Origin of the sequence: Achromobacter sp. SD115 (assembly GCF_017355315.1) — a bacterium.
In the GTDB taxonomy this organism is placed as follows: Bacteria; Pseudomonadota; Gammaproteobacteria; order Burkholderiales; family Burkholderiaceae_B; genus Achromobacter; species Achromobacter xylosoxidans_B.
In genome coordinates, this window is the sequence record NZ_JADIJM010000029.1 from 41,211 (window position 1) to 59,245 (window position 18,035).

21 protein-coding genes are annotated in these 18,035 nt (G+C 66.5%); 8 read left to right on the forward strand and 13 right to left on the reverse strand.

The annotated features are described in order from the left end of the window. Positions 1–7: 7 nt before the first annotated feature. Entirely contained in the window at positions 8–559 is a 552-nt protein-coding gene (locus IPU70_RS28945; protein WP_207472597.1) for an OmpA family protein, read from the forward strand. Positions 560–668: 109 nt separating this feature from the next. Then, the gene (locus IPU70_RS28950; protein ID WP_013394231.1) at positions 669–1,100 is read left to right on the forward strand and encodes a hypothetical protein; all 432 of its coding nucleotides are present in this window, start codon (positions 669–671) and stop codon (positions 1,098–1,100) included. A 35-nt stretch (positions 1,101–1,135) separates the two neighbouring features. Here IPU70_RS28950 and IPU70_RS28955 read toward each other — a convergent pair whose 3' ends face one another. The 3 genes from IPU70_RS28955 to IPU70_RS28965 all read right to left on the reverse strand — a co-directional run bounded on the left by IPU70_RS28955 (position 1,136) and on the right by IPU70_RS28965 (position 3,778). Next, a complete protein-coding gene (locus IPU70_RS28955; RefSeq protein WP_207472598.1) occupies positions 1,136–2,101 on the reverse strand; it encodes an OmpA family protein in 966 nt (321 codons plus the stop codon). Beyond that, positions 2,098–2,988, reverse strand: a complete 891-nt coding sequence (locus IPU70_RS28960) for a motility protein A (RefSeq protein WP_013394229.1) — start codon at positions 2,986–2,988, stop codon at positions 2,098–2,100. Before IPU70_RS28960 ends, IPU70_RS28955 begins: the two co-directional genes overlap by 4 nt. Before the next feature lie 226 nt (positions 2,989–3,214). Next, positions 3,215–3,778 (reverse strand): GNAT family N-acetyltransferase, encoded by a 564-nt coding sequence (locus tag IPU70_RS28965; protein WP_207472599.1) that lies wholly within the window; start codon positions 3,776–3,778, stop codon positions 3,215–3,217. A gap of 102 nt (positions 3,779–3,880) precedes the next feature. On the opposite strand from IPU70_RS28965, the gene IPU70_RS28970 reads away from it, so the two are divergent. Next, positions 3,881–5,638 (forward strand): NYN domain-containing protein, encoded by a 1,758-nt coding sequence (locus IPU70_RS28970; protein ID WP_207472600.1) that lies wholly within the window; start codon positions 3,881–3,883, stop codon positions 5,636–5,638. 26 nt (positions 5,639–5,664) lie between these two features. Here the strand turns inward: IPU70_RS28970 and IPU70_RS28975 are convergent, their stop codons facing one another. Continuing rightward, a complete protein-coding gene (locus IPU70_RS28975) occupies positions 5,665–6,462 on the reverse strand; it encodes a helix-turn-helix domain-containing protein (protein ID WP_207472601.1) in 798 nt (265 codons plus the stop codon). A gap of 98 nt (positions 6,463–6,560) precedes the next feature. On the opposite strand from IPU70_RS28975, the gene IPU70_RS28980 reads away from it, so the two are divergent. The 3 genes from IPU70_RS28980 (at position 6,561) to IPU70_RS28990 (ending at position 7,735) form a co-directional block, all read left to right on the forward strand. Then, positions 6,561–6,827, forward strand: coding sequence for a hypothetical protein (locus IPU70_RS28980; RefSeq protein ID WP_207472602.1), 267 nt, complete (start codon positions 6,561–6,563; stop codon positions 6,825–6,827). 94 nt (positions 6,828–6,921) lie between these two features. Further along, positions 6,922–7,428, forward strand: coding sequence for a DUF523 domain-containing protein (locus tag IPU70_RS28985; RefSeq protein WP_207472603.1), 507 nt, complete (start codon positions 6,922–6,924; stop codon positions 7,426–7,428). Next, on the forward strand, positions 7,418–7,735 hold the full coding sequence (locus IPU70_RS28990; RefSeq protein WP_207472604.1) for a hypothetical protein: 318 nt from the start codon (positions 7,418–7,420) through the stop codon (positions 7,733–7,735). The genes IPU70_RS28985 and IPU70_RS28990 overlap by 11 nt, the downstream gene beginning before the upstream one ends. Before the next feature lie 103 nt (positions 7,736–7,838). Here IPU70_RS28990 and IPU70_RS28995 read toward each other — a convergent pair whose 3' ends face one another. Together IPU70_RS28995 and IPU70_RS29000 are read right to left on the reverse strand one after the other, a co-directional pair. After that, entirely contained in the window at positions 7,839–8,417 is a 579-nt protein-coding gene (locus IPU70_RS28995; protein WP_207472605.1) for a hypothetical protein, read from the reverse strand. Positions 8,418–8,536: 119 nt separating this feature from the next. After that, positions 8,537–8,995 carry a carboxypeptidase regulatory-like domain-containing protein gene (locus IPU70_RS29000; RefSeq protein WP_207472606.1) on the reverse strand — a complete coding sequence of 153 codons (459 nt, stop codon included), beginning with the start codon at positions 8,993–8,995 and terminating at the stop codon, positions 8,537–8,539. A 77-nt stretch (positions 8,996–9,072) separates the two neighbouring features. On the opposite strand from IPU70_RS29000, the gene IPU70_RS29005 reads away from it, so the two are divergent. After that, on the forward strand, positions 9,073–9,693 hold the full coding sequence (locus IPU70_RS29005; RefSeq protein ID WP_207472607.1) for a TetR/AcrR family transcriptional regulator: 621 nt from the start codon (positions 9,073–9,075) through the stop codon (positions 9,691–9,693). A 47-nt stretch (positions 9,694–9,740) separates the two neighbouring features. Here IPU70_RS29005 and IPU70_RS29010 read toward each other — a convergent pair whose 3' ends face one another. Further along, positions 9,741–10,136 carry a hypothetical protein gene (locus IPU70_RS29010; RefSeq protein WP_207472608.1) on the reverse strand — a complete coding sequence of 132 codons (396 nt, stop codon included), beginning with the start codon at positions 10,134–10,136 and terminating at the stop codon, positions 9,741–9,743. A 112-nt stretch (positions 10,137–10,248) separates the two neighbouring features. Here IPU70_RS29010 and IPU70_RS29015 point away from each other — a divergent pair, with 112 nt between their 5' ends. Next, entirely contained in the window at positions 10,249–11,145 is an 897-nt protein-coding gene (locus IPU70_RS29015; protein WP_207472609.1) for a LysR family transcriptional regulator, read from the forward strand. Positions 11,146–11,193: 48 nt separating this feature from the next. Here the strand turns inward: IPU70_RS29015 and IPU70_RS29020 are convergent, their stop codons facing one another. From IPU70_RS29020 to IPU70_RS29045, 6 genes are all read right to left on the reverse strand, one after another. Continuing rightward, entirely contained in the window at positions 11,194–12,588 is a 1,395-nt protein-coding gene (locus tag IPU70_RS29020; protein ID WP_207472610.1) for a M20 family metallopeptidase, read from the reverse strand. Next, on the reverse strand, positions 12,585–13,556 hold the full coding sequence (locus tag IPU70_RS29025; RefSeq protein WP_207472611.1) for an ABC transporter ATP-binding protein: 972 nt from the start codon (positions 13,554–13,556) through the stop codon (positions 12,585–12,587). Before IPU70_RS29025 ends, IPU70_RS29020 begins: the two co-directional genes overlap by 4 nt. Beyond that, on the reverse strand, positions 13,553–14,542 hold the full coding sequence (locus IPU70_RS29030; RefSeq protein WP_207472612.1) for an ABC transporter ATP-binding protein: 990 nt from the start codon (positions 14,540–14,542) through the stop codon (positions 13,553–13,555). Before IPU70_RS29030 ends, IPU70_RS29025 begins: the two co-directional genes overlap by 4 nt. A 2-nt stretch (positions 14,543–14,544) precedes the next feature. After that, complete coding sequence (locus IPU70_RS29035; RefSeq protein ID WP_207472613.1) at positions 14,545–15,456, reverse strand: ABC transporter permease; 912 nt, start codon at positions 15,454–15,456, stop codon at positions 14,545–14,547. A 1-nt stretch (position 15,457) separates the two neighbouring features. Then, entirely contained in the window at positions 15,458–16,375 is a 918-nt protein-coding gene (locus IPU70_RS29040) for an ABC transporter permease (RefSeq protein WP_013394212.1), read from the reverse strand. A 65-nt stretch (positions 16,376–16,440) separates the two neighbouring features. Beyond that, entirely contained in the window at positions 16,441–18,012 is a 1,572-nt protein-coding gene (locus IPU70_RS29045; protein ID WP_207472614.1) for an ABC transporter substrate-binding protein, read from the reverse strand. Positions 18,013–18,035: the final 23 nt, after the last annotated feature.

The following is an 18,035-nucleotide window of genomic DNA, read 5'->3' on the forward strand; positions in this document are numbered from 1 at the left end:
GAGAAATATGAAACCAGGCAAACTTGCTGTAATGGCGTGCTTAATGCTGGCGGTCTCGGGTTGCGTTACCAAAAAGACTTATGACAAAGAGGCCCAGATGGCGGCTGAGTATGCGGCCCTCAACCAAAAGCTCACCACTGAGTTGAGCGGCGATCGCGCGCAGATCACGCAATTGCAAAATGAACTCAAGGTGACGATGGTCAACGAGATACTTTTCCCGGAAGGCGGCTGGAGACTTAGTCCGAAAGGTGAACAGACTCTCGCAAAGATTGCCCCTACACTTTCCAATCTGCCGGGGCAGCAAGTCGTTGTGCAGGGATACACCGATAACGAACCCATCGGCCCGGAGCTGAGATCGCAGTTCCCCTCCAATCTCGAACTGTCATCCGCAAGAGCGGACAACGTCGCGCGTTTCCTGACCTCTAAGGGCGTGCCGCCGAATTCAATTTCGGCGCAAGGCTTTGGTGAAGCTCGCCCCGTGGCGAGTAACTCGACGCCTCAAGGCAAGGCGCAGAACCGGCGTGTCGAGATCGTGATTACGTCGGCCGGACGTCCGTAGCCCATTTTTCTCCAGCCAGAGCGCGCTTGTGAACGAGGCCTGGGATTGTTCCGGATTTGAATGTTGGGGAAATTCTCTGATCGGACGATCCAGGGCCGGGAGGCGCGGCATGATTTGGGAAGATGATTGGCTTTGGGGTTTGCCATTATTCGTCGCAACTATCGTCATGCATGTCACGGCATTCATGACCATGGCCCGGATTCTGGCTGCTGCGCCGTCCCATTGGGGCCGAAGCAAGATACTCTTTGGCTTATCCGTTGCAATCTTTGCATTATTTGCGGCGGTCCTCCACGCTTTAGAGGCGTTTGCGTGGGCTTTGCTCTATGTACACATAGGCGCCGTCCATAGTCTTACCGAAGCAATGCTCTATTCGCTGGAGGCCATAACAAGTTATGGGCACGCGCCGGCATTCCTGCCGCCGCATTGGCAGCTTGTCGGAGCCATTGAGGCAGTGAACGGGCTCATTCTATTTGGCCTCACCACGGCATTCTTCTTTGCCGCGATCCAGAACGACCGATCAAGAAGCATAAGAATGCCGTAGCGCACCACTTGTGCGTGCTGCGGCCGTTCGATCGCCTAGCCTTGGCTGGCGTTGCTTGCTGGCGCGGCAGGCGCCGCACTCTGCGCCGCCTTCTGCGGCGCCGTGATGTCCATGATGAGTTCCACCCGCCGGTTGGCGGCGCGGCCGGCCTGGGTATCGTTGGACTCGATGGGGCGGGTCTCGGCATAGCCCACGGCGCGCAAGCGCTGGGCCGATACGCCGTCGCGGACCAGCTCGCGCAGCACGCTGGTGGCGCGGCTGCTGGACAGTTCCCAGTTGGACGCGAATTGCCGGGTCTGGATGGGCACGGGGTCGCTGTGGCCCTCGACCGAAACCTGGTACTCGTTCTTGTTGAGGATGGCCGCCAGGCGCTTGATCACGTCCAGGCCGGTGGGGCTGAGCGTGGCCTGGCCGGACGGGAACAGCAGTTCGTTGCTGATGCGGAAGCTGACGGACTGTTCGTTGATGATCACGTCCACCGATTTGCCCAGGTCGCCCAGGCCCAGCGATTCCTTGGAAGGCGCTCGCAGCGGCGGGGCGGCTTCGGCGACGACCTCGCCTTCCTGGGCGGGTTGTTGCGCCGAGGCAGAGGCTGCGGCTACGGCGACCGCCGGGGTCTCGGCCTGCGCCCAGCTTGCGGGAATCTGCACGGCATCGAATTCGGAGTATTCGCCGTCGTAGGCGGGCAGGCCGCTTTCGGCCAGCGTGCCGACCAGTTCCACGGGTTGTTCCGACTGGCCGAAGGCGCCGCCGTGCAGACGCGTGAGCGCCAGCAGCACGACCAGCATGGCCAGCAGCAGGGTGATCAGGTCCAGGTAGCTGAGCAGCCAGTTTTCCGAGTCTTGCTCGACGGTCTCTTCGACGTGCCAGCGGGCGTAGCGGTCCTTGCGGTCGCTCTTGCTGGGACGCCAGCCGCCGTTGGCCGCGGTTTTCTCGGCGCGTAGCTGGGCCTGGCGGGCCTGTTCGATCCGCTGCGCCAGGGTGGGGGAAATCAGGCTCATTGGCGCGCGGCGGCAGGGCGGGCGATGGAAACGGGCTGGGTTGCGGGCTTGGCGGCGGACTTGGCCTGGCCTTCCGTCTTGGCTTGCGCGGCGGCCTGGGGTTTGGCGTCCGCGCCGCCGTCGTAGATCTCGTCCTCGACGTGCATGACGAAGGAATTCAGGGTTTCACGCACCACCGCCGGGCCGCGCTTCTCGCACATCATGGCGATGCCCTGCAACACCATGTTCATGGATTCGACGCGCCTTGCGGTGCGGCGCTCCAGCTTGAGCGCGATCGGCTTGCACACCAGGTTGGCCAGCAGGATGCCGTAGAAGGTGGTCATCAGGCCGATCGCCAGTTGCTGGCCGATCATCTGCATGCTGCCGTCGCCCAGCACCGACATCAGGTTGATCAGGCCCACCAGCGTGCCCAGCATGCCGAAGGCCGGGGCGAAGGTCGCCATGACCCGGAACATCTGGGCTTCGGCCTGCTCGCGGGCGCGCAGCCGGGCCACGCGCCATTGCAGCAGTTCGATGATCTGGTCTTCGGGCGTGTTGTCGATGATCAGCTGCACACCGGTGCGCAGGAAGGGGTTGCTGACCTTCTTGAGTTCCTGTTCGACCTTGCGGACGTCCGTGTTCATCCACAGCTGGGCCATGGACACCAGCTCTTCGATGTCGCGCTGCTGGTCGTGCTGGTCGTTGCGGAAGACGGTGCGCACCAGCTTGAAGACGCGCAGCACTTCGGACAGCGGGTAGGCGATGAACACGGCGGCCGCGGTGCCACCCAGCACAATGGCCAGCCCGGGCAGGTTGATATACATGCCGGGGTCGGTGGCGGCCAGGGCCACGACGATAACCAGGGTGAGCAGGCCGACGGCGGCGCCGATGACGGTAGACGGATTCATGGATCTTGCCCGATAAACATAGGCATTCCATGCGCGGAATGCCGGACTTTCGGGAATTCTAGCCATGACGGGCCTGGGTCAATTGGCCGGAAAAAGGGGCGAAAAGGGCGGTAAGCGGCGGCTTGGACCGGCTATCGGGCCGGCGCGATCCAGGAAATAATGGGGACGGGTTTATTCATCAAACGCCCGCCGTTTGCGCCGGCGCGCTTGCGGCCTTGCGCCGGCCCTAGCGGCTTTGCCGGGCCAGCCATTCCTCGCGGGTGATCTCCCAGATTTCAGTAGGGAGGCGGCCGCTGACGTAGCCGCGTTCCTCGGTACCGACCAGGCGCATGCCCCCGCGCTCCGAAATCCTGCGCGAGGCGACGTTGACGGCGGCTTTGGGCGCGCGCAGCAGCGGCTTGCCCAGCACCTCGAACCAGTAGGCGGTGGCGGCTTCGCTGGCCTCGGTCATATAGCCGTGGCCGTGATGGGCGGGGTCCAGCCAGAAACCGCGGTTGTTCCAGGGATCGTCGTCCATCAGGCTGACGATGCCGATCAGGCTGCCGGGCGCCTGGCGGGTGCGGATGGACCAGTGCCACTCCTTGCCCCGCCGCATCGCAGGGATCGCCACTTGCTCCAGATAGTGGCGCGCGCCGTCGGGCGGGTAGGGCCATGGCACTTGATCGACCAGGTAGCGCACCACTTCCCACTGCGGAAACAGGCGCTGGATGGCCTCGGCATCGCCGATTTCCAGGGGCTGCAGGACGAGACGATCGGTGGCAAGCGCCGGGAACAAGGGAGCTTCTGGCATGGCTGCTGGGTAGGTGCGCCGCGGATGGGCGGCAGATATGTATATCATGAGCGTCATCTGGCGGCGTCTCGCCCGACAGCCGCCATCGCATTGGAGCAAAACATGAATACCCCCAACGAAAACGTCAGCATGGCGCTTTTCTGTGATTTCGAGAACGTGGCGCTGGGCGTGCGCGACACCAAGTACCAGAAATTCGACATCCGGCCGGTGCTGGAACGCCTGCTGCTCAAGGGCAGCATCGTGGTCAAGAAGGCCTATTGCGACTGGGAGCGGTACAAGGAATTCAAGGCCCCCATGCACGAGGCCAATTTCGAACTGATCGAAATTCCGCATGTGCGCCAGTCCGGCAAGAATTCGGCCGACATCCGCCTGGTCGTGGACGCGCTGGACTTCTGCTACACCAAGTCGCACGTCAACACCTTCGTGATCATCAGCGGCGATTCCGATTTTTCGCCCCTGGTGTCCAAGCTGCGCGAGAACAATAAGAAGGTGATCGGCGTGGGCGTGAAGCAGTCCACCTCGGACCTGCTCATCGCCAACTGCGATGAATTCATCTTCTATGACGACTTGGCGCGCGAAGGCCAGCGCGCGGCGGACGCGCGCCGAGACAACCGTGGCGGCGCCGGCGCAAGCCAGCAACGTCGCACGCCCGACGAAGAGCGCCGCCGCAAGGAAGAACTGGAGGCCCGCAAGACCCAGGCCGTCGAGATGGTTGCGGAAACCTTCGAAGCGCTCATGGCCGAACGCGGCGACAGCGGCAAGGTCTGGGCGTCGGCCCTGAAGGACGCGCTCAAGCGCCGCCGGCCGGATTTCAACGAGTCCTACTACGGCTTCCGCGCCTTTGGCAACCTGCTGGACGAGGCGCAGTCGCGCGGCCTGCTGGAAGTGGGGCGCGAGGAAAACGCCGGCACCTATGTGTACCGCGATAGCGCAAGCGGCGCGCCGGCCGCGAATCGCGCCGCCGCCGATGGCGGCTCCCGTTCTACTCAGGCCCGCCAGCCGGCTGCTGCGGACACCGGCGATGCGCAAGGCGGCGCGTCCCAGGAAGAACCCCGTTCCCGCTCTGGTCGCAAGTCGCGTGGCGGGCGCAAGTCGGGCGGCGAGGGCAGGGGAACCGGCCAAGTCGTCGAGCAGGGCGCCAGCGGCGAAAGCGATGCCGCGCCGTCCGAAGCTTCAGCGGTAGCTTCCTCTCCGGAGGTTTCCGAAACTGTCTCCGCAACGCCGGCCAAGGCGCCGGCAACGACCGCCGCGCAATCGCCGGCTGCAACGCAAGCAACCGCCCAGGCCGACGCCGCGAGAAAGGCCGCCGAGCAGGCGGAAGCCGCCAAGGTGGACGCCTTGCGGGCCGACGCGCTGGTTCGGGCGCAGGAGTCCAAGCCTGTCCAGCCCTCGCGCCTGCCGCCCATGCCCAAGCCTTTGCCACAGGCGCGCCAGCCGCTGCCCGCGGTGAATATCGCTGAATGGACCTTTGCCCCGCCCGCCGCGGAAAGCCGCAGCCAGCCCGCAAGCAAGACGCCTGCCAAGATGTCAGACCCGTTCGAGGGCGGCGTGGCCAGGACCGCCGCCAGGGAAGAGGCCAAGGCCAGCAAGCCCGTCGCGGACCAGCCTGTGGCAGACAAGGGCGGGGCAGGCAAGGTAGCGGCAGACGACGCCGCGGCCGGCAAGCCCGCCGCAAAGCGGGCCACGACCCGCAGCCGCACCGCCGCCAAGAAGACCACCGCCGAGGCGGCGCCGGCTGACACGGTGCCCGCAACGGCTTCCGAGGCGCCCGCCAAGCCCGCCCGTAAGACCGCTAGCAAGACCGCCAGCAAGGCCGCTCCCCGCGCGCGCCGGGCCAGCAAGACGGCCGGGGAATCCTGAAGCCCAGGCTTCAGAGCTGACAGCGTTTAGCTGCCCGGGCCGCTGTAGCGGCCCGGCGTGGCGCCCAGTACGCGCTTGAACATGGCGATGAAGGCGCTGACGTTGTCGTAGCCCAGTTCCAACGCTACCGTGGTCACGGCGGTGCCTTCCGCCAGCATTTCCTGCGCCCGCATCAGGCGGGCGCGCTGGCGCCATGCCCCCAAGGTCATGCCGGTTTCCGCCAGGTAGCGGCGCGCCAGCGTGCGCGGCGACATGCCGATCACGGCGGCCCATTCCTCCTGCGTCCGGACGTCCGAAGGTTGTTCCGACAGCGCAAGCGCCAGCCGCTGCAAGCGCGGGTCGCGGGGCAGCAGCAGCGCCTGGCCGGCATGCGGCAAGCTCCTGATCTCATCCCGGATCACTTCAATGAGACGGTTGCGCGCCGGTCCCATCGTGCCGTCGCCGCCCCAGGATGCGGCGCGGTCCACCGCGGCCAGCAGCAGATCCGAGGCATGCAGCACGCAGGGCGCGGCAGGCAGCCCGGCGCAGGCCGAAGGGCTCAGATACGCGCTGTAGCCTGCATAGACCCCGTGCGAATACAGCCCATGCGGCTGGTTGGGAGGAATCCAGACGGCCTGCCGCGACGCCACCACCCATTGCAGGTCCCCCGCGTAGACCGTCAGCAAGCCCCGATAGGCGCCCAGCAACTGCCCTCGCGCATGCTGGTGCATGGCGGTGTGGCGCAACGCACCGTCCTGGCTGCGCACGGCGATCAGCCTGGGGCCGCCGCGCGACCGGGCGCGTTGGGGATCGAGCAAGGGAGGGCTGGGAGCAGGAATTTCCATTGGCAGAAAAACCGTATTGAATGGCTGAAGCTACGCAGACCTGCCATGCGGGTCCCGTCTATCGTAACGCCTGTATCGGACACCAACAGGAGTTGAACATGAAGGCATGCGACATCTTGCCGGACGGCGTGGAACGAGGCGATTTCAAGGGCGTGGAGGTCAGGAAGGGGACCGTGGGGGCATTCCTCGCGAACGCCCGCGTCTGCCTCGACCCGCAGGCGCCGGCCCAAGCCGTGGCCGTGGCGCGGCAGGACATCCAGGAGGCCTTGCCCGCGTTGAACGCGCTGGGTCTGTTCGAAGTGCTGCAAGTGCGCGATCCCGCCCTGCGCGCCTGGATGCGCGGGAGCGGCGCGGCCGGCTGCTGATCCCGGGGCCGACGGGCAGCCAGGCTGCCAGGCAGGGTGCTCTATCATGCATGCTTTGGATTCGGGCCTGGCAGCCCAACACGTCGGATTACGCATGCAATACGTTCTGGTCAGTTCCTGCCTCTTGGGCAACCCCGTGCGCTACGACGGACGCAGCGCGTCCCACGACAACCCCGTGCTTGGCCGGTGGCGCGACGAGGGGCGGGTGGTGGCCGTCTGCCCGGAAATGGCGGGCGGCATGCCGGTACCGCGCCCGCCGGCCGAGATCGAGCCTGCCGCCGACGCGGCGGCGGTACTGGCCGGCCGCGCCCGCGTCATGGCGGTGTCTGGCGAGGATGTGACCGCGCCCTTCGTGCACGGCGCGCAAGCGGCGCTGGAGGCCGCGCGCAAGCAGGGCATCGGCATCGCGGTGCTGAAGGAGGGCAGTCCTTCCTGTGGCAGCGGCTACGTGTACGACGGCCATTTCGCCGGCCGCAAGCAGCCCGGCGTGGGCGTGACGGCGGAACTGCTGCAACGAGCTGGCCTGCGCGTCTTCAGCGAAAAGCAGTGGCAGGAAGCCCAGGCCTGTCTGGACGGCCTGGAGGCGGCCGATGGGCGTTGACGTCGGCGACCTGCTGGTGCTGGCGGCCGTGGCGGGCTGCGCGGTCCTGGCGTGGAAGGCCGCGGTGCGCGCGGGACGCAGCAAGGGCCTGCTGCGCGTGGCCGGCGCGGTCAGCCTGGCCTTGTCTGCCTTCTTCTTCTACGCCTGGTACGCGCAATACCTGAAGTGGGATTTCAACGAGCTGGGCCGCTATTACGACCCGGTCGACCAGGTGGTCTACACGGATGCCGGATTCGTCTGGATCTTGCCTGCCGGCGCCTTGCTGGCCGTCGGCCTGCTGTGCGCCTGGCGGGGCTGGCGGCGCTGAACCGCTGGCCGGGACGCGGCAACGGCCTTCCAATGAGGCGCGCCGGCATGCAGTGTGCGCAGGCCGGCGCGGCGGGACAAGCGGGAACACCCGGAATCGCGCTTCAGTGCGCGCGATAGCCGCGGCTGGTCATGCAGGAATCGAGCGCCCGGTTATAGGAGTCCACCATGACCTGGGTGGTCCATTGCGTGATGGTGGCCGGGTCATAGCCGCTCTGGTTCATGGCCCAGCGCTGGCAGTCCACGGTGGCGTTGGCCTGCGCGCTGTTGACGGGCGGTACGGATTCGTACTGCACCGGCTCGTATTGAGGCTGGGGCGCGGCATAGACGGGCGGCGCCACATAGACCGGCGCGTTGTAGACGGGGGCCGCGTAGACCGGCGGGCTGGTGTAGCCCACGCCCGACGAGTAGACGCCTGCCTGGGTGTAGGAAGGCCCGGAATCCGCCGCCAGCAGCAGGCCTATGGTGGCCAGCGCGAACGCGCCGCCTATCCACCAGCCGTCGGAACTGCTGCTGCCGCCATGGTAATTGTGATATCCGCCGTGGTATCCGCCACCGTGATATCCGCCGCCATGGCCGCCGCCCCAATAACCGCCGCCACGCCCGCCAGCCAGGGCAGGCGCGCTTGCCACGGCCAATGCCAGCGCCGCGACGATGGCCATACGGCCAGAAAACCGCTTCATGATCTTGCTCCTGATCCGTCTCGGGGCAGGCGCAACGCCTGGCCCGGGCCGGTATTCCTACTTTACTGCCTGGCCGTTGCCATAAAGTGTCTCAAGCGCTACCGAGATTTCAACTGATTTCAGCGGGGCGCGGGCGATGCCTGCCGGTCGGGCCAGCTGTTGCAGGAATGCGACTCGCCGGGACGCAGGGTGATTTGCGGCTTGTCCTTGAAATACGCGGCGTCGCGGTCCAGGGTCATGTAGGTTTCGTAACCCGCTTTTTCCACGCACCAGTTCCAGAAGTAGACCTGCGAACCGTGGATCACCATGGATTCGGCGCGCCATTCCCGCAAGGCCTCGAAGGTGGCGCCGCCGTCGGCCGCGCTGCGGGTTTCATTGCGGAACTGTTCCCGCCCATAGGGAAAGGTGCTGCTGATCAACACGACCCAGGCATCGGCCAATGGTTGGGAATTTTCGTCCAGCACCGTGGCGTGGGCGTCGGGCTGCATGGTCTTGTAGACCGGGTAGGGCACGCAACCCGAGACCAGGCCGGCGAGGGCGATGGCAGCAACAGCAGGCCAGTACTTTGGATATGACATTGCAATGGTTGTATCCGTGCTGGAAGCCGTGGGTAAAACCAGTGGCTAAAAGCGCCGAAGGGTAGTATTTTCTCGCGATGATTACGGCACGACCTACTTCTTTACCGCAAGACAAGCGTCTCACCAAGGGTGAACGCACACGGGCTCAACTTCTGGAAGTCGCGGCGGCGGAATTCGCGGAACGCGGATTCCAGCATACCCGGATCAGCGACATCGTCGCCCGGGCCGGCGTGACCCAACCTGTCTTCTATCAATACTTCGCCAGCAAGCAGGCGGCCTACGACGAACTGGTGGGCTTGTTCGCCCAGCGTTTGCGGCAGGCCATCGGCCAGGCGCGCTTGCCCGATGATCTGCAAGGCGCCGAACTGGCCGGGCGTCTGCGCCAGAGCGTAAGCGGCCTGCTCGCGATCCTGCAGGAAGATCCCAACCTGACGCGCATCGGCTTCTTCCAGGCCGCCGAGGCCGAGGCGCTGAAGGACGAGCTGGTGACGATGATCACCGGCAACGTGAGCGCCGAGCAGCAGGCCGGCCTGTTCCGCGATGACATACCGTCCGATTGGTTCGCCCAATCGCTGATGGGCATCATCGAACGGTTCACGCGGCAGACGCCGGATGCGGCGCGGCAATTGGTCCTGGCGGAATTCATTACCGATCTGCTATTGGACGGTATACGCAAACGACAACGACAAGCCTCCTAGCCGGAGGCTTTTTTTTGGCCTCGAGGCCGCCCCAGCCTGTCCAATCCTCAGGCCCAGGTCTCTTGCAGATGCGCCCATTTCGGCTGGCCGCTGGCCTGGACCGTGAACAGGACGGTGGCGCGCCGCTGGGTCGCGCCGGCAGTCCAGGCATGGCGCTCGCGGTAGCTCAGCAAGACCGAAGCCGTGTCGGCATGCAGCACGGCCAGCTCGTCGATATCGATCTTCAAGCCTGGGCGCGCGCCGCGCAGGCTGGCGAACAGGGCGGGCAAGGCCGTGGCGGACAGGCGCTGGCCGTCGGCCGCGATCATGCTGAAGCCAGGCGCAAAACTCTCCAGCAGGTCGGCCAGTTGGCTGTCCGGTGCGTCGGGCGAGCCTATCCATTGTTCGATGCGGGTATGGGCGTCGAGCGCCAGGCGCTGGCAGTGCGAGGAAAGGTCGGGCATGGGGATGGATTCCAGTAAGGGAGCGTCATTCTAGGAGTCCTGTCGTTCCCAAAAAATGCCTTATGGATAGATATACTGTTCGTGTTTTTTTGACAATTCGTAGCTGCCTTCCATGATCAATCTGAATCGTCTGGCGATGTATGCGGCGGTGGTCGAGGCCGGTTCGTTCACGGCGGCGGCCGATGCGCTGGGCACGACCAAGGCGGTGGTCAGCTTCAATATCAAGCAGCTGGAACAGGAACTGGGCGTGGCGTTGTTGACGCGCAGCACCCGACGGCTGGCCCTGACGGAGGCGGGCGAAGGCTTCTACGGCCATTGCGCCCGCCTGCTGCGCGAGGCCGAAACCGCCGTGGACGAGGCGCGTTCCGGGCAGACGGCCTTGTCCGGCAGCCTGCGGGTCACGGCGTCGGTGGACTACGGCAACCTGGTGGTGGCGCCGGCGCTGGCGGCTTATGCGCGCGAGCATCCCGCCCTGCGGGTCAGCTACCGCGCCGGTTCGGCGCATGCGGACTTGATCGCCGAGCGGCTGGACTTGGCGATCCGGGTGGGGGCGCTGGAAGACTCCAGCTACCGCGCCACGCGGATCGGCCAGTTCAGGTTATGGCTTGTGGCCAGTCCTGCGCTGCTGGCCCAACATGGCATGCCGCGCACGCCGCAGGCGCTGGCGGCGCTGCCGTGGCTGGCCAACAGGCCGGGGCGCAGTGACCGCTGGCGGCTGACGGACGGCAAGGGCCGCGAGCATGAACTGCGCGTGGCGCCGGTGGCGCAGGCTGATACGGCCTCGGCGCTGCTGGCGTTCGCTACGGCGGGATGCGGCGTGGCCGCGCTGCCCGAATGGCTGCTGGAAGAACCGCTGGCGCGGGGCGCGCTGCAACGCGTTCTGCCCTCGTACACCTTGCCGCGCCAGGAGGTCTACGCGGTCTATCCCGACACCCGCCACGTCAGCGCCAAGGTGCGGCGCTTCATCGATTTCCTGCGGGCGCGACTGGGGCCGTCCGGCAAGCCTTAGGGGCGGCGCAAGGTCCTTTTGAACTTGCACAGGCCCTGGCGTCGCGTCTCAGCGCTTCAATGCCGGCGTGTCGCCCGCGCCCAGGTCCCAATACAGCCCCGTCATCAGGCCCAGCGCCTGCCGCAGCAAGGCCGGCGGCAGATGTTCGTTCGGCGCGTGCTGGGAGCAACCTGGATAGGAATGTGGCACCCAGATCGTGCGCAGGCCCAGCACGTCGGTGAAGATGTCGTTGGGCAGGGAGCCGCCCAGGTTGGGCAGCACGGCGGTCTTGGCGCCAGAGGTGCGTTCCAGCGAATCCACCGCCCAGCGCACCCAGGCGTCGTCCGGGTCGATGCGGGTGGCGCGGAACATGTTCTCGCGCGTCAACGTTATCTGGACCATCGGGAAGCCCTGGCGGTCCAGGTGTCGGCGCAGGGCCGGGACCAGGTCGTCCGGGTCCACACCCACCACGAAGCGCAGCTGGCAACGCGCCCAGGCGCGCGGCGGAATGGCGTTGACGGGGGTGTCGGGGTTTCCGGTCTTGTAGGCCAGGACCTCGAACGAGCACCAGCCGAACACGCGCTCGGCGGGCGACAGGCCCGGTTCGCCCCACCAGGGTTCGATCTCGGGACCGTCGGCGCCGCCGTCCACCTGGCAGTCGGCCAGGGCGCGCCGCACCGCGTCGGGAAGCTCGCGCGGCACCCATTCGGGGATGCGGATCTGGCCGGTGGGCGAGACCAGCGTGGAGATCGCATGGGCCAGTTGGATGCCGGGGTTGGAAATCAGGCCGCCCCAGTTGCCCGAGTGGTGGCCGCCCGCGCGGGCCTCGATGCTCAGGTCGAAGTTCAGGCTGCCGCGCGCGCCCAGGAATATCGTGGGGCGTTCCGCGCTCAGTCGCGGCCCGTCCGAGGCGATGAGCAGGTCTGCCGCCAGCATCGCGCGATGTTCCTCGCACAGGTCGCGCAGGCCCATGGAGCCGGTTTCCTCGCCCATCTCGATCAGGTACTTGGCGTTGAAGCCGAGCTTGCCGCGCGTTTCCAGCACCAGCCGCAGCGCTTCCATGTTGATGCTGTGCTGGCCTTTGTTGTCGGCGATGCCGCGGCCGTACCAGCGGCCCTCGGCCTCGGTCAGCGCCCAGGGCGACAGGCCTTCCTTCCACTCCTTTTCCAGGCCGCGGATGACGTCGCCATGGCCGTAGCCCAGCACGGTGGGCAAGGACGGATCCTCGATGCGTTCGGCGTAAAGGAACGGCGCCAGCGCTTTCGGGTGGGTCAGCGTGCGGCAGGTGAAGCCCAGAGCCTCGAAGGCCGGCCGGATCTCGGCTTCCAGATAGGCGGCGAGTTCGGGCGCGCGCGCCGGATTCTGGCTTTCGGTGGGTTGCGCCAGGCGGCGCGCCAGCAGGGCGCGGAACGCGCCGGAATCAAAACACTGTTCCGCCTGGGCGATGGCTTGTGCGCGGGTCATGATGGCTGGACTCCGTTGGAGATAGGGGGATAGAGGTGGCAGGCCACCACGGATTGCTCGCGCCGGATCAAGGCCGGGCGCTCGGTCTTGCATTGCGCCATGGCCTGTTGGCAGCGCGGATGGAAGGGGCAGCCGGAAGGCGGGCGCAGCGGGTCCGGGAACGACAGGCCCAGCCCCATGTCGGGGATGCCCAGGCCGGGTTCGGGCGTCAGCACCGAGGCCAGCAGCGCCTGCGTGTAGGGATGGCGCGGGTCGTGGAACAGCTGCGCGGTAGCGGCGGATTCCACCACGCGACCCAGATACATCACCGCCACATGGGTGGCGATGTGCTCGACCACCGCCAGGTTGTGGCTGATGAAGACATAGGTCAGGTTGAATTCGCGCCGCAGGTCCATCAGCAGATTCATGATCTGCGCCTGCACCGACACGTCCAGCGCCGAGGTCGGCTCGTCGCAAATGACGATCTCGGGATGCATCACCAGCGCGCGTGCGATGGCCACGCGCTGGCGCTGCCCGCCGGACAATTGGCCCGGCGTGTTGTGGGCCAGCCGTGGCGGCAGGCCGACGCGTTCCAGCATTTCGATGGCTTTCTGCTGCTTGGGATTGGCGATGCCATGCACTTCCAGCGGCAGCGACACGATGGAGGCGATGGAGCGGCGGGGATTGAGCGAAGAGTACGGATCCTGGAAGATCGGCTGGACACGGCGCGCCAGGGCGCGCCGGCCGAGGCTGCGGATGTCCTGTCCGTCCAGGCGGATCGCGCCTTCGGTCGGTGGCGTCAGGCCCAGGAGCATGCGGGCCAGCGTCGATTTGCCGCAGCCGGATTCGCCCACGATCCCCAGCACGGCGCCGCGCTCCACCGCCAGGTCCACGCCATTGACCGCATGCAGGGTGCTGCGCGGCCGGAACATGCCCGAGCGGATCGAGAACTGCCTGCTGACGGCCTCGGCTTGCAGCAAGGGGCTCATGCCAGGACTCCTTCGGGATGGAGGATGCAGCGCCACTGCTGGCCGGAGGCGGAGGCATGCACGGGGACTTCGTTGCGACATTGCGCTTGCGCATGCGGACAGCGGTCGAAGAAGGCGCAGCCACGCAGCTCGCCCACCAGCGCGGGCACCACGCCCGGGATGGTGCCCAGCGCTTCGCCCGGCGGCGTGCGCCCGGGCACGGGAATACAGCCCAGCAGCCCCCGCGTGTAGGGGTGGCGCGGCGAGGCGAAGAGCTCCGCCACCGGTCCTTCCTCGACGATCTGTCCGGCATACATCACCGCGACCTGGCGCGCGATGCGCGCGACCACGCCCAGGTCGTGGGTGATCAGCACCATGGCAATGCCGAGTTCGGCCTGCAGGTCGGCCAGCAGCCGCAGGATCTGCGCCTGGATGGTGACGTCCAGCGCGGTGCTGGGCTCGTCGGCGATCAGCAGCTCCGGGCCGCACATCAGCGCCATGGCGATCATGACGCGCTGGCGCAGGCCGCCCGAGAGCTGATGCGGATACTGGGATAGCCGTTGCCCGGCCGAGGCGATGCCGACCTTCTCCAGCAGCTCGATCGCGCGGTCGCGCGCCTGCTGCGCGCTGGCTTTGCAATGGTGGATGTAGTGTTCGGTCAACTGCTCGCCGATGGCGTAGGCGGGGTTGAGCGCCGTCATCGGCTCCTGGAAGATCATGGCCATCTTGCTGCCGCGCAGCGCGTTGACGCGCCGCCCGCGCGCGGTGGACAGGTCCTCGCCCAGCACCGACAGCCGGCGGGTGCTGCGCTGCGCGGCCTTGGGCAGGAGGCCCATGATGGCCAGCGAAGTCATGGACTTGCCGCAGCCGGATTCCCCCACCAGGCACAGCGTTTCGCCGCGCCTGACCTGGAACGACACGTCGCGCACCGCGTGCAGGGCGCCGCGCGGCGTGGCGATGTCGACGGTCAGGCCTTGCACGTCCAGCACGATGTCCGTGTCGCTCATGCTCAGCCCCTCTCTTCAGGCGTCAGGAGTTGATGCAGCCCGTCGCCGGCCAGGTTGATCGCGAAGATCAGCAAGGCCAGCGCCGATCCGGGGATGGCGATCAGCCAGAACGAGAAGAACATATAGGCCTTGGCCTCCGAGATCATCAAGCCCCAGGACGGCAGCGGCGGCTGCACGCCCAGGCCCAGGAAGGACAGTGACGCTTCCAGCAGGATGGCGCTGGCGGCCTCCAGCGTGGCGATCACGATCAGCTGCGGCACCACGTTGGGCAGCACCTCGCCCCAGACGATGCGCCAGGTCGAGGCGCCGGCCGCCTGCGCCGCCGCCACGTATTCCAGCGAGCGCACCTGCTGCGTGGCGCTGCGCATCACCACCGCGTAGCGGTCCCACTTGAGCAGCCCCAGCACCAGGATCACCACCCAGAGCGAACCACCGACGATGGCCACCGTAGCCAGCGCCACCAGGATCACGGGCATGGACAGACGGGTGGTGATGAGGAAGGACACCGCCATGTCGACCTTGCCTCCGAAGTAGCCGGCCGCCATGCCCATGGCCGTGCCGATCAGGCCCGAGATCAGCGCCACGCTGATGCCGATCAAGAGCGAGATGCGGGCGCCGTAGAACAGGCGCGACAGGTAGTCGCGGCCGAGCTGGTCGGTGCCCAGCGGATGCAGCCAGGTGCCCTTGGCATACCAGACCGGCGGCGCCGTGCGGTAGGCCAGGTCCTGGAAATAGGGATCATGCGGCGAGATCCAGGGCGCCAACAGCGCGATCAGCACGATGACGAGCAGGATGCCGCCGCCGGCCAGCAGCGCCTTGTTGCGGCGCAGCCGCCGCCAGCGCAGGGCGGACGCCGACAGTTCCAGCGGGGGCTGGACGCCGGGAGCGGACGGGGTCAGGGTAGGCGTGTTCATGTCAGGACACCCGGATGCGCGGGTCCAGCCACGCGTTGGCGATGTCGGCCGCCAGGGTCAGCAGCACGTAGAGCACCGACAGCAGCAGCACGATCAGCTGCATCACGGGATAGTCCTTGTAGGTGATGCTCTGGTAGGCCAGGTAGCCCAGGCCGTCCAGCGCGAAGATGGTTTCGATGACGACCGAGCCGCCCAGCAGGTAGCCCAGCTGCACTGCGGCCAGCGCCACCACCGGCACGATGGCGTTGCGCAACGCGTGCTTGAAGACGATCTTGCGCGCCGGCAGGCCCTTGGCGCGGGCGGTGCGGATGTAGTCGGCGGCCAGGACCTCGATCATGCCGGCGCGGATCAGGCGCATGAAGGCGGGCGCGACGTAGTAGCCCAGTGCGATCGCCGGCATGACGAAATGCTGCCAGCTGCCGCTGCCCGACACCGGCAGGATGCGCAGCGAGATCGAGAACAGCATGATCAGGATCAGCGCGAAGAAGAAGTTGGGCAGCGCCTGTCCCAGCACGGCGACGGCCAGGCAGATGCGGTCGATCAGGCTGCCCTTGTACAGCGCGGCCAGCACGCCCAGCGGAATCGAGATCAGCAGCGCGAAGGCCAGCGCGCCCATGCCCAGCAGCAGCGTGGTCTTGAGCTTGGAGAGGATCAGCGGCCCGGCCTCGGTCTTGAAATACACCGAGGTGCCGAAGTCGCCCTGCAGGATATGCCAGAGCCAGTCCGCATACTGCACGGCCAGCGGCCGGTCCAGGCCGTAGGTCTTGCGGATCATGTCGATGTCGGCCTGGCGCGCGCCTTCGCCGGCCAGGGCCAGCGCCGGGTCGCCGGACAGGTGCAGCAGCAGGAACGCCAGGATCGAGACCGTCAGCGCCACCAGCACCGCCAGGCCCAGGCGCCTGATCGTGAAATACAGCATAGGGCTTCCTCTTCGTTGGACTCACGCCGGCCCGGCGCGATGCCGGCCCGGCGCGGGTCCGCGCCTTATTTCCAGCTCATGTCCCAGAAGCGCACCAGTTCGTCCGAATAGGGCTTGAAGTTCACGTCCTTGGTGGCCACGTAGTAGGCAGGCAAGGTCCACAGCGGCACCGCATAGGTCTTCTGCGCGATCAGGTCCAGCGCCTGCTTGTAGGCGGCGTTGCGCGCGGCGCTGTCGATGGTGCGGTCGCCCTTGGTGAGCAGGTCGCGCACCTGCGGGTCGCGAGTGACGTCGTCGTTGCCGAAGGCGAAGTACACCGGCGTGGAGGCGGACACGTCGTTAACCAGGTTGGAGCCCCAGGTCTGGTGCGTGAGCGAGGCCTTGTTGGCGCGGATCATGTCGCGCATGGCGGCATACTGCAGGAAGTTGAGCTTGGCGCGGATGCCCACCGCCTGCAGGTAGTTGATGATGGCTTCGGTCTGGTTGCGCTCGCGGTAGGCTACCAGGTCGATGTCAAAGCCGTTGGGGTAGCCGGCCTCGGCCAGCAGCTTCTTGGCCTGGGCCGGGTCGTACTTGTAGACCGGGGCGCCTTCCTGGGTGCAGCCCGTCTGGGACGGCGTGCAGATGGTGTTGATGAGGCCGCCGCCTTCGCCCACGATGTTCTTCAGCATGGACTCGCGGTCGATAGCGTGGATGATGGCGCGGCGCACGCGTTCGTCCTTCAGTTGCGGCGCAGGCGTGCCTTCCTGGATGTTCATCTGCATGAACACGATGCGCATGGTGTTGCCGGTGACCATCTGCAGCGAGGGCATGCCGCCCAACTGCTCGGCCTGATCCTTGGGTACGCTCATGATCAGGTCCTCGCCGCCCGAGATGACTTCGGCCATCTGCGTCTGGCGGTCGGGGATGAAGCGGATCACCACCTTGCCGATCTTGGGCTGGGCCTTGGGCGAATCCTTGAAATAGTCGGCATTGCGTTCCAGCGTGATGGACTTGCCCGGCTGGTAGTCCACCACCTTATAGGGGCCCGAGCCCACCGGCTTGGCGTTCATGCCCTTGGGGCCGACTTCCTGGTAGTACTTGGCCGGATGGATGGCGGCGGTGGTGGACAGATACTCCTTGGCGCCCGGGAAGGGCTCCTTGGTGATCAGGCGCACCTTGTACTTGTCGATCTTCTCGACCTTGTCGATCCAGGCCACGTTCTGCTGCGTCACGGCCTTGTTCTTCGGATCCGCCACGTAGTTCAGTGTGTACACCACCGAGTCCGCGTCGAACTCTTCGCCGTTATGGAATTTGACGCCTTGGCGCAGTTCGAATTCCATGGTCTTGTCGTCGACCTGCTTCCAGCTCTTGGCGAGCTGGCCCTTGTATTCGTTGGTGACCGGGTCGCGGTAGAGCAGGGTGTCCCAGACGTTGGCGGCGATGATGACGCCGATCCGCACGTTGTTGTAGTAGGGGTCCACGCTCTCGGGCGCCTGGTCGTAGGCCATGCGCAAGGTGTCGTCCTTCTTGCCGGCCAGCGCCGGCTGGGCCGCCAGCGTGGCGCAGGCCAGCAGGGCGGCGGCCAGGGCCTTGAGGGGGATGGGGCTGCGCCGGGTTGGCGCGGATGCTGCGGGGGTGATGCGGAAATCAGTCATGGTGAGGCTCCTGTGGAAGTCAC

Bases quoted from the DNA above. Each gene is read 5' to 3' on its own strand.
- IPU70_RS29045 (WP_207472614.1), bottom strand. From the start codon at position 18,012: ATGACTGATTTCCGCATCACCCCCGCAGCATCCGCGCCAACCCGGCGC.
- IPU70_RS28960 (WP_013394229.1), bottom strand. From the start codon at position 2,988: ATGAATCCGTCTACCGTCATCGGCGCCGCCGTCGGCCTGCTCACCCTG.
- IPU70_RS29010 (WP_207472608.1), bottom strand. From the start codon at position 10,136: ATGCCCGACCTTTCCTCGCACTGCCAGCGCCTGGCGCTCGACGCCCAT.
- IPU70_RS28945 (WP_207472597.1), top strand. From the start codon at position 8: ATGAAACCAGGCAAACTTGCTGTAATGGCGTGCTTAATGCTGGCGGTC.
- IPU70_RS28970 (WP_207472600.1), top strand. From the start codon at position 3,881: ATGAATACCCCCAACGAAAACGTCAGCATGGCGCTTTTCTGTGATTTC.
- IPU70_RS28980 (WP_207472602.1), top strand. From the start codon at position 6,561: ATGAAGGCATGCGACATCTTGCCGGACGGCGTGGAACGAGGCGATTTC.
- IPU70_RS28950 (WP_013394231.1), top strand. From the start codon at position 669: ATGATTTGGGAAGATGATTGGCTTTGGGGTTTGCCATTATTCGTCGCA.
- IPU70_RS28990 (WP_207472604.1), top strand. From the start codon at position 7,418: ATGGGCGTTGACGTCGGCGACCTGCTGGTGCTGGCGGCCGTGGCGGGC.
- IPU70_RS29000 (WP_207472606.1), bottom strand. From the start codon at position 8,995: ATGTCATATCCAAAGTACTGGCCTGCTGTTGCTGCCATCGCCCTCGCC.
- IPU70_RS28965 (WP_207472599.1), bottom strand. From the start codon at position 3,778: ATGCCAGAAGCTCCCTTGTTCCCGGCGCTTGCCACCGATCGTCTCGTC.
- IPU70_RS29035 (WP_207472613.1), bottom strand. From the start codon at position 15,456: ATGAACACGCCTACCCTGACCCCGTCCGCTCCCGGCGTCCAGCCCCCG.
- IPU70_RS29020 (WP_207472610.1), bottom strand. From the start codon at position 12,588: ATGACCCGCGCACAAGCCATCGCCCAGGCGGAACAGTGTTTTGATTCC.
- IPU70_RS29015 (WP_207472609.1), top strand. From the start codon at position 10,249: ATGATCAATCTGAATCGTCTGGCGATGTATGCGGCGGTGGTCGAGGCC.
- IPU70_RS29040 (WP_013394212.1), bottom strand. From the start codon at position 16,375: ATGCTGTATTTCACGATCAGGCGCCTGGGCCTGGCGGTGCTGGTGGCG.
- IPU70_RS28995 (WP_207472605.1), bottom strand. From the start codon at position 8,417: ATGAAGCGGTTTTCTGGCCGTATGGCCATCGTCGCGGCGCTGGCATTG.
- IPU70_RS28975 (WP_207472601.1), bottom strand. From the start codon at position 6,462: ATGGAAATTCCTGCTCCCAGCCCTCCCTTGCTCGATCCCCAACGCGCC.
- IPU70_RS29030 (WP_207472612.1), bottom strand. From the start codon at position 14,542: ATGAGCGACACGGACATCGTGCTGGACGTGCAAGGCCTGACCGTCGAC.
- IPU70_RS29025 (WP_207472611.1), bottom strand. From the start codon at position 13,556: ATGAGCCCCTTGCTGCAAGCCGAGGCCGTCAGCAGGCAGTTCTCGATC.
- IPU70_RS28955 (WP_207472598.1), bottom strand. From the start codon at position 2,101: ATGAGCCTGATTTCCCCCACCCTGGCGCAGCGGATCGAACAGGCCCGC.
- IPU70_RS28985 (WP_207472603.1), top strand. From the start codon at position 6,922: ATGCAATACGTTCTGGTCAGTTCCTGCCTCTTGGGCAACCCCGTGCGC.
- IPU70_RS29005 (WP_207472607.1), top strand. From the start codon at position 9,073: ATGATTACGGCACGACCTACTTCTTTACCGCAAGACAAGCGTCTCACC.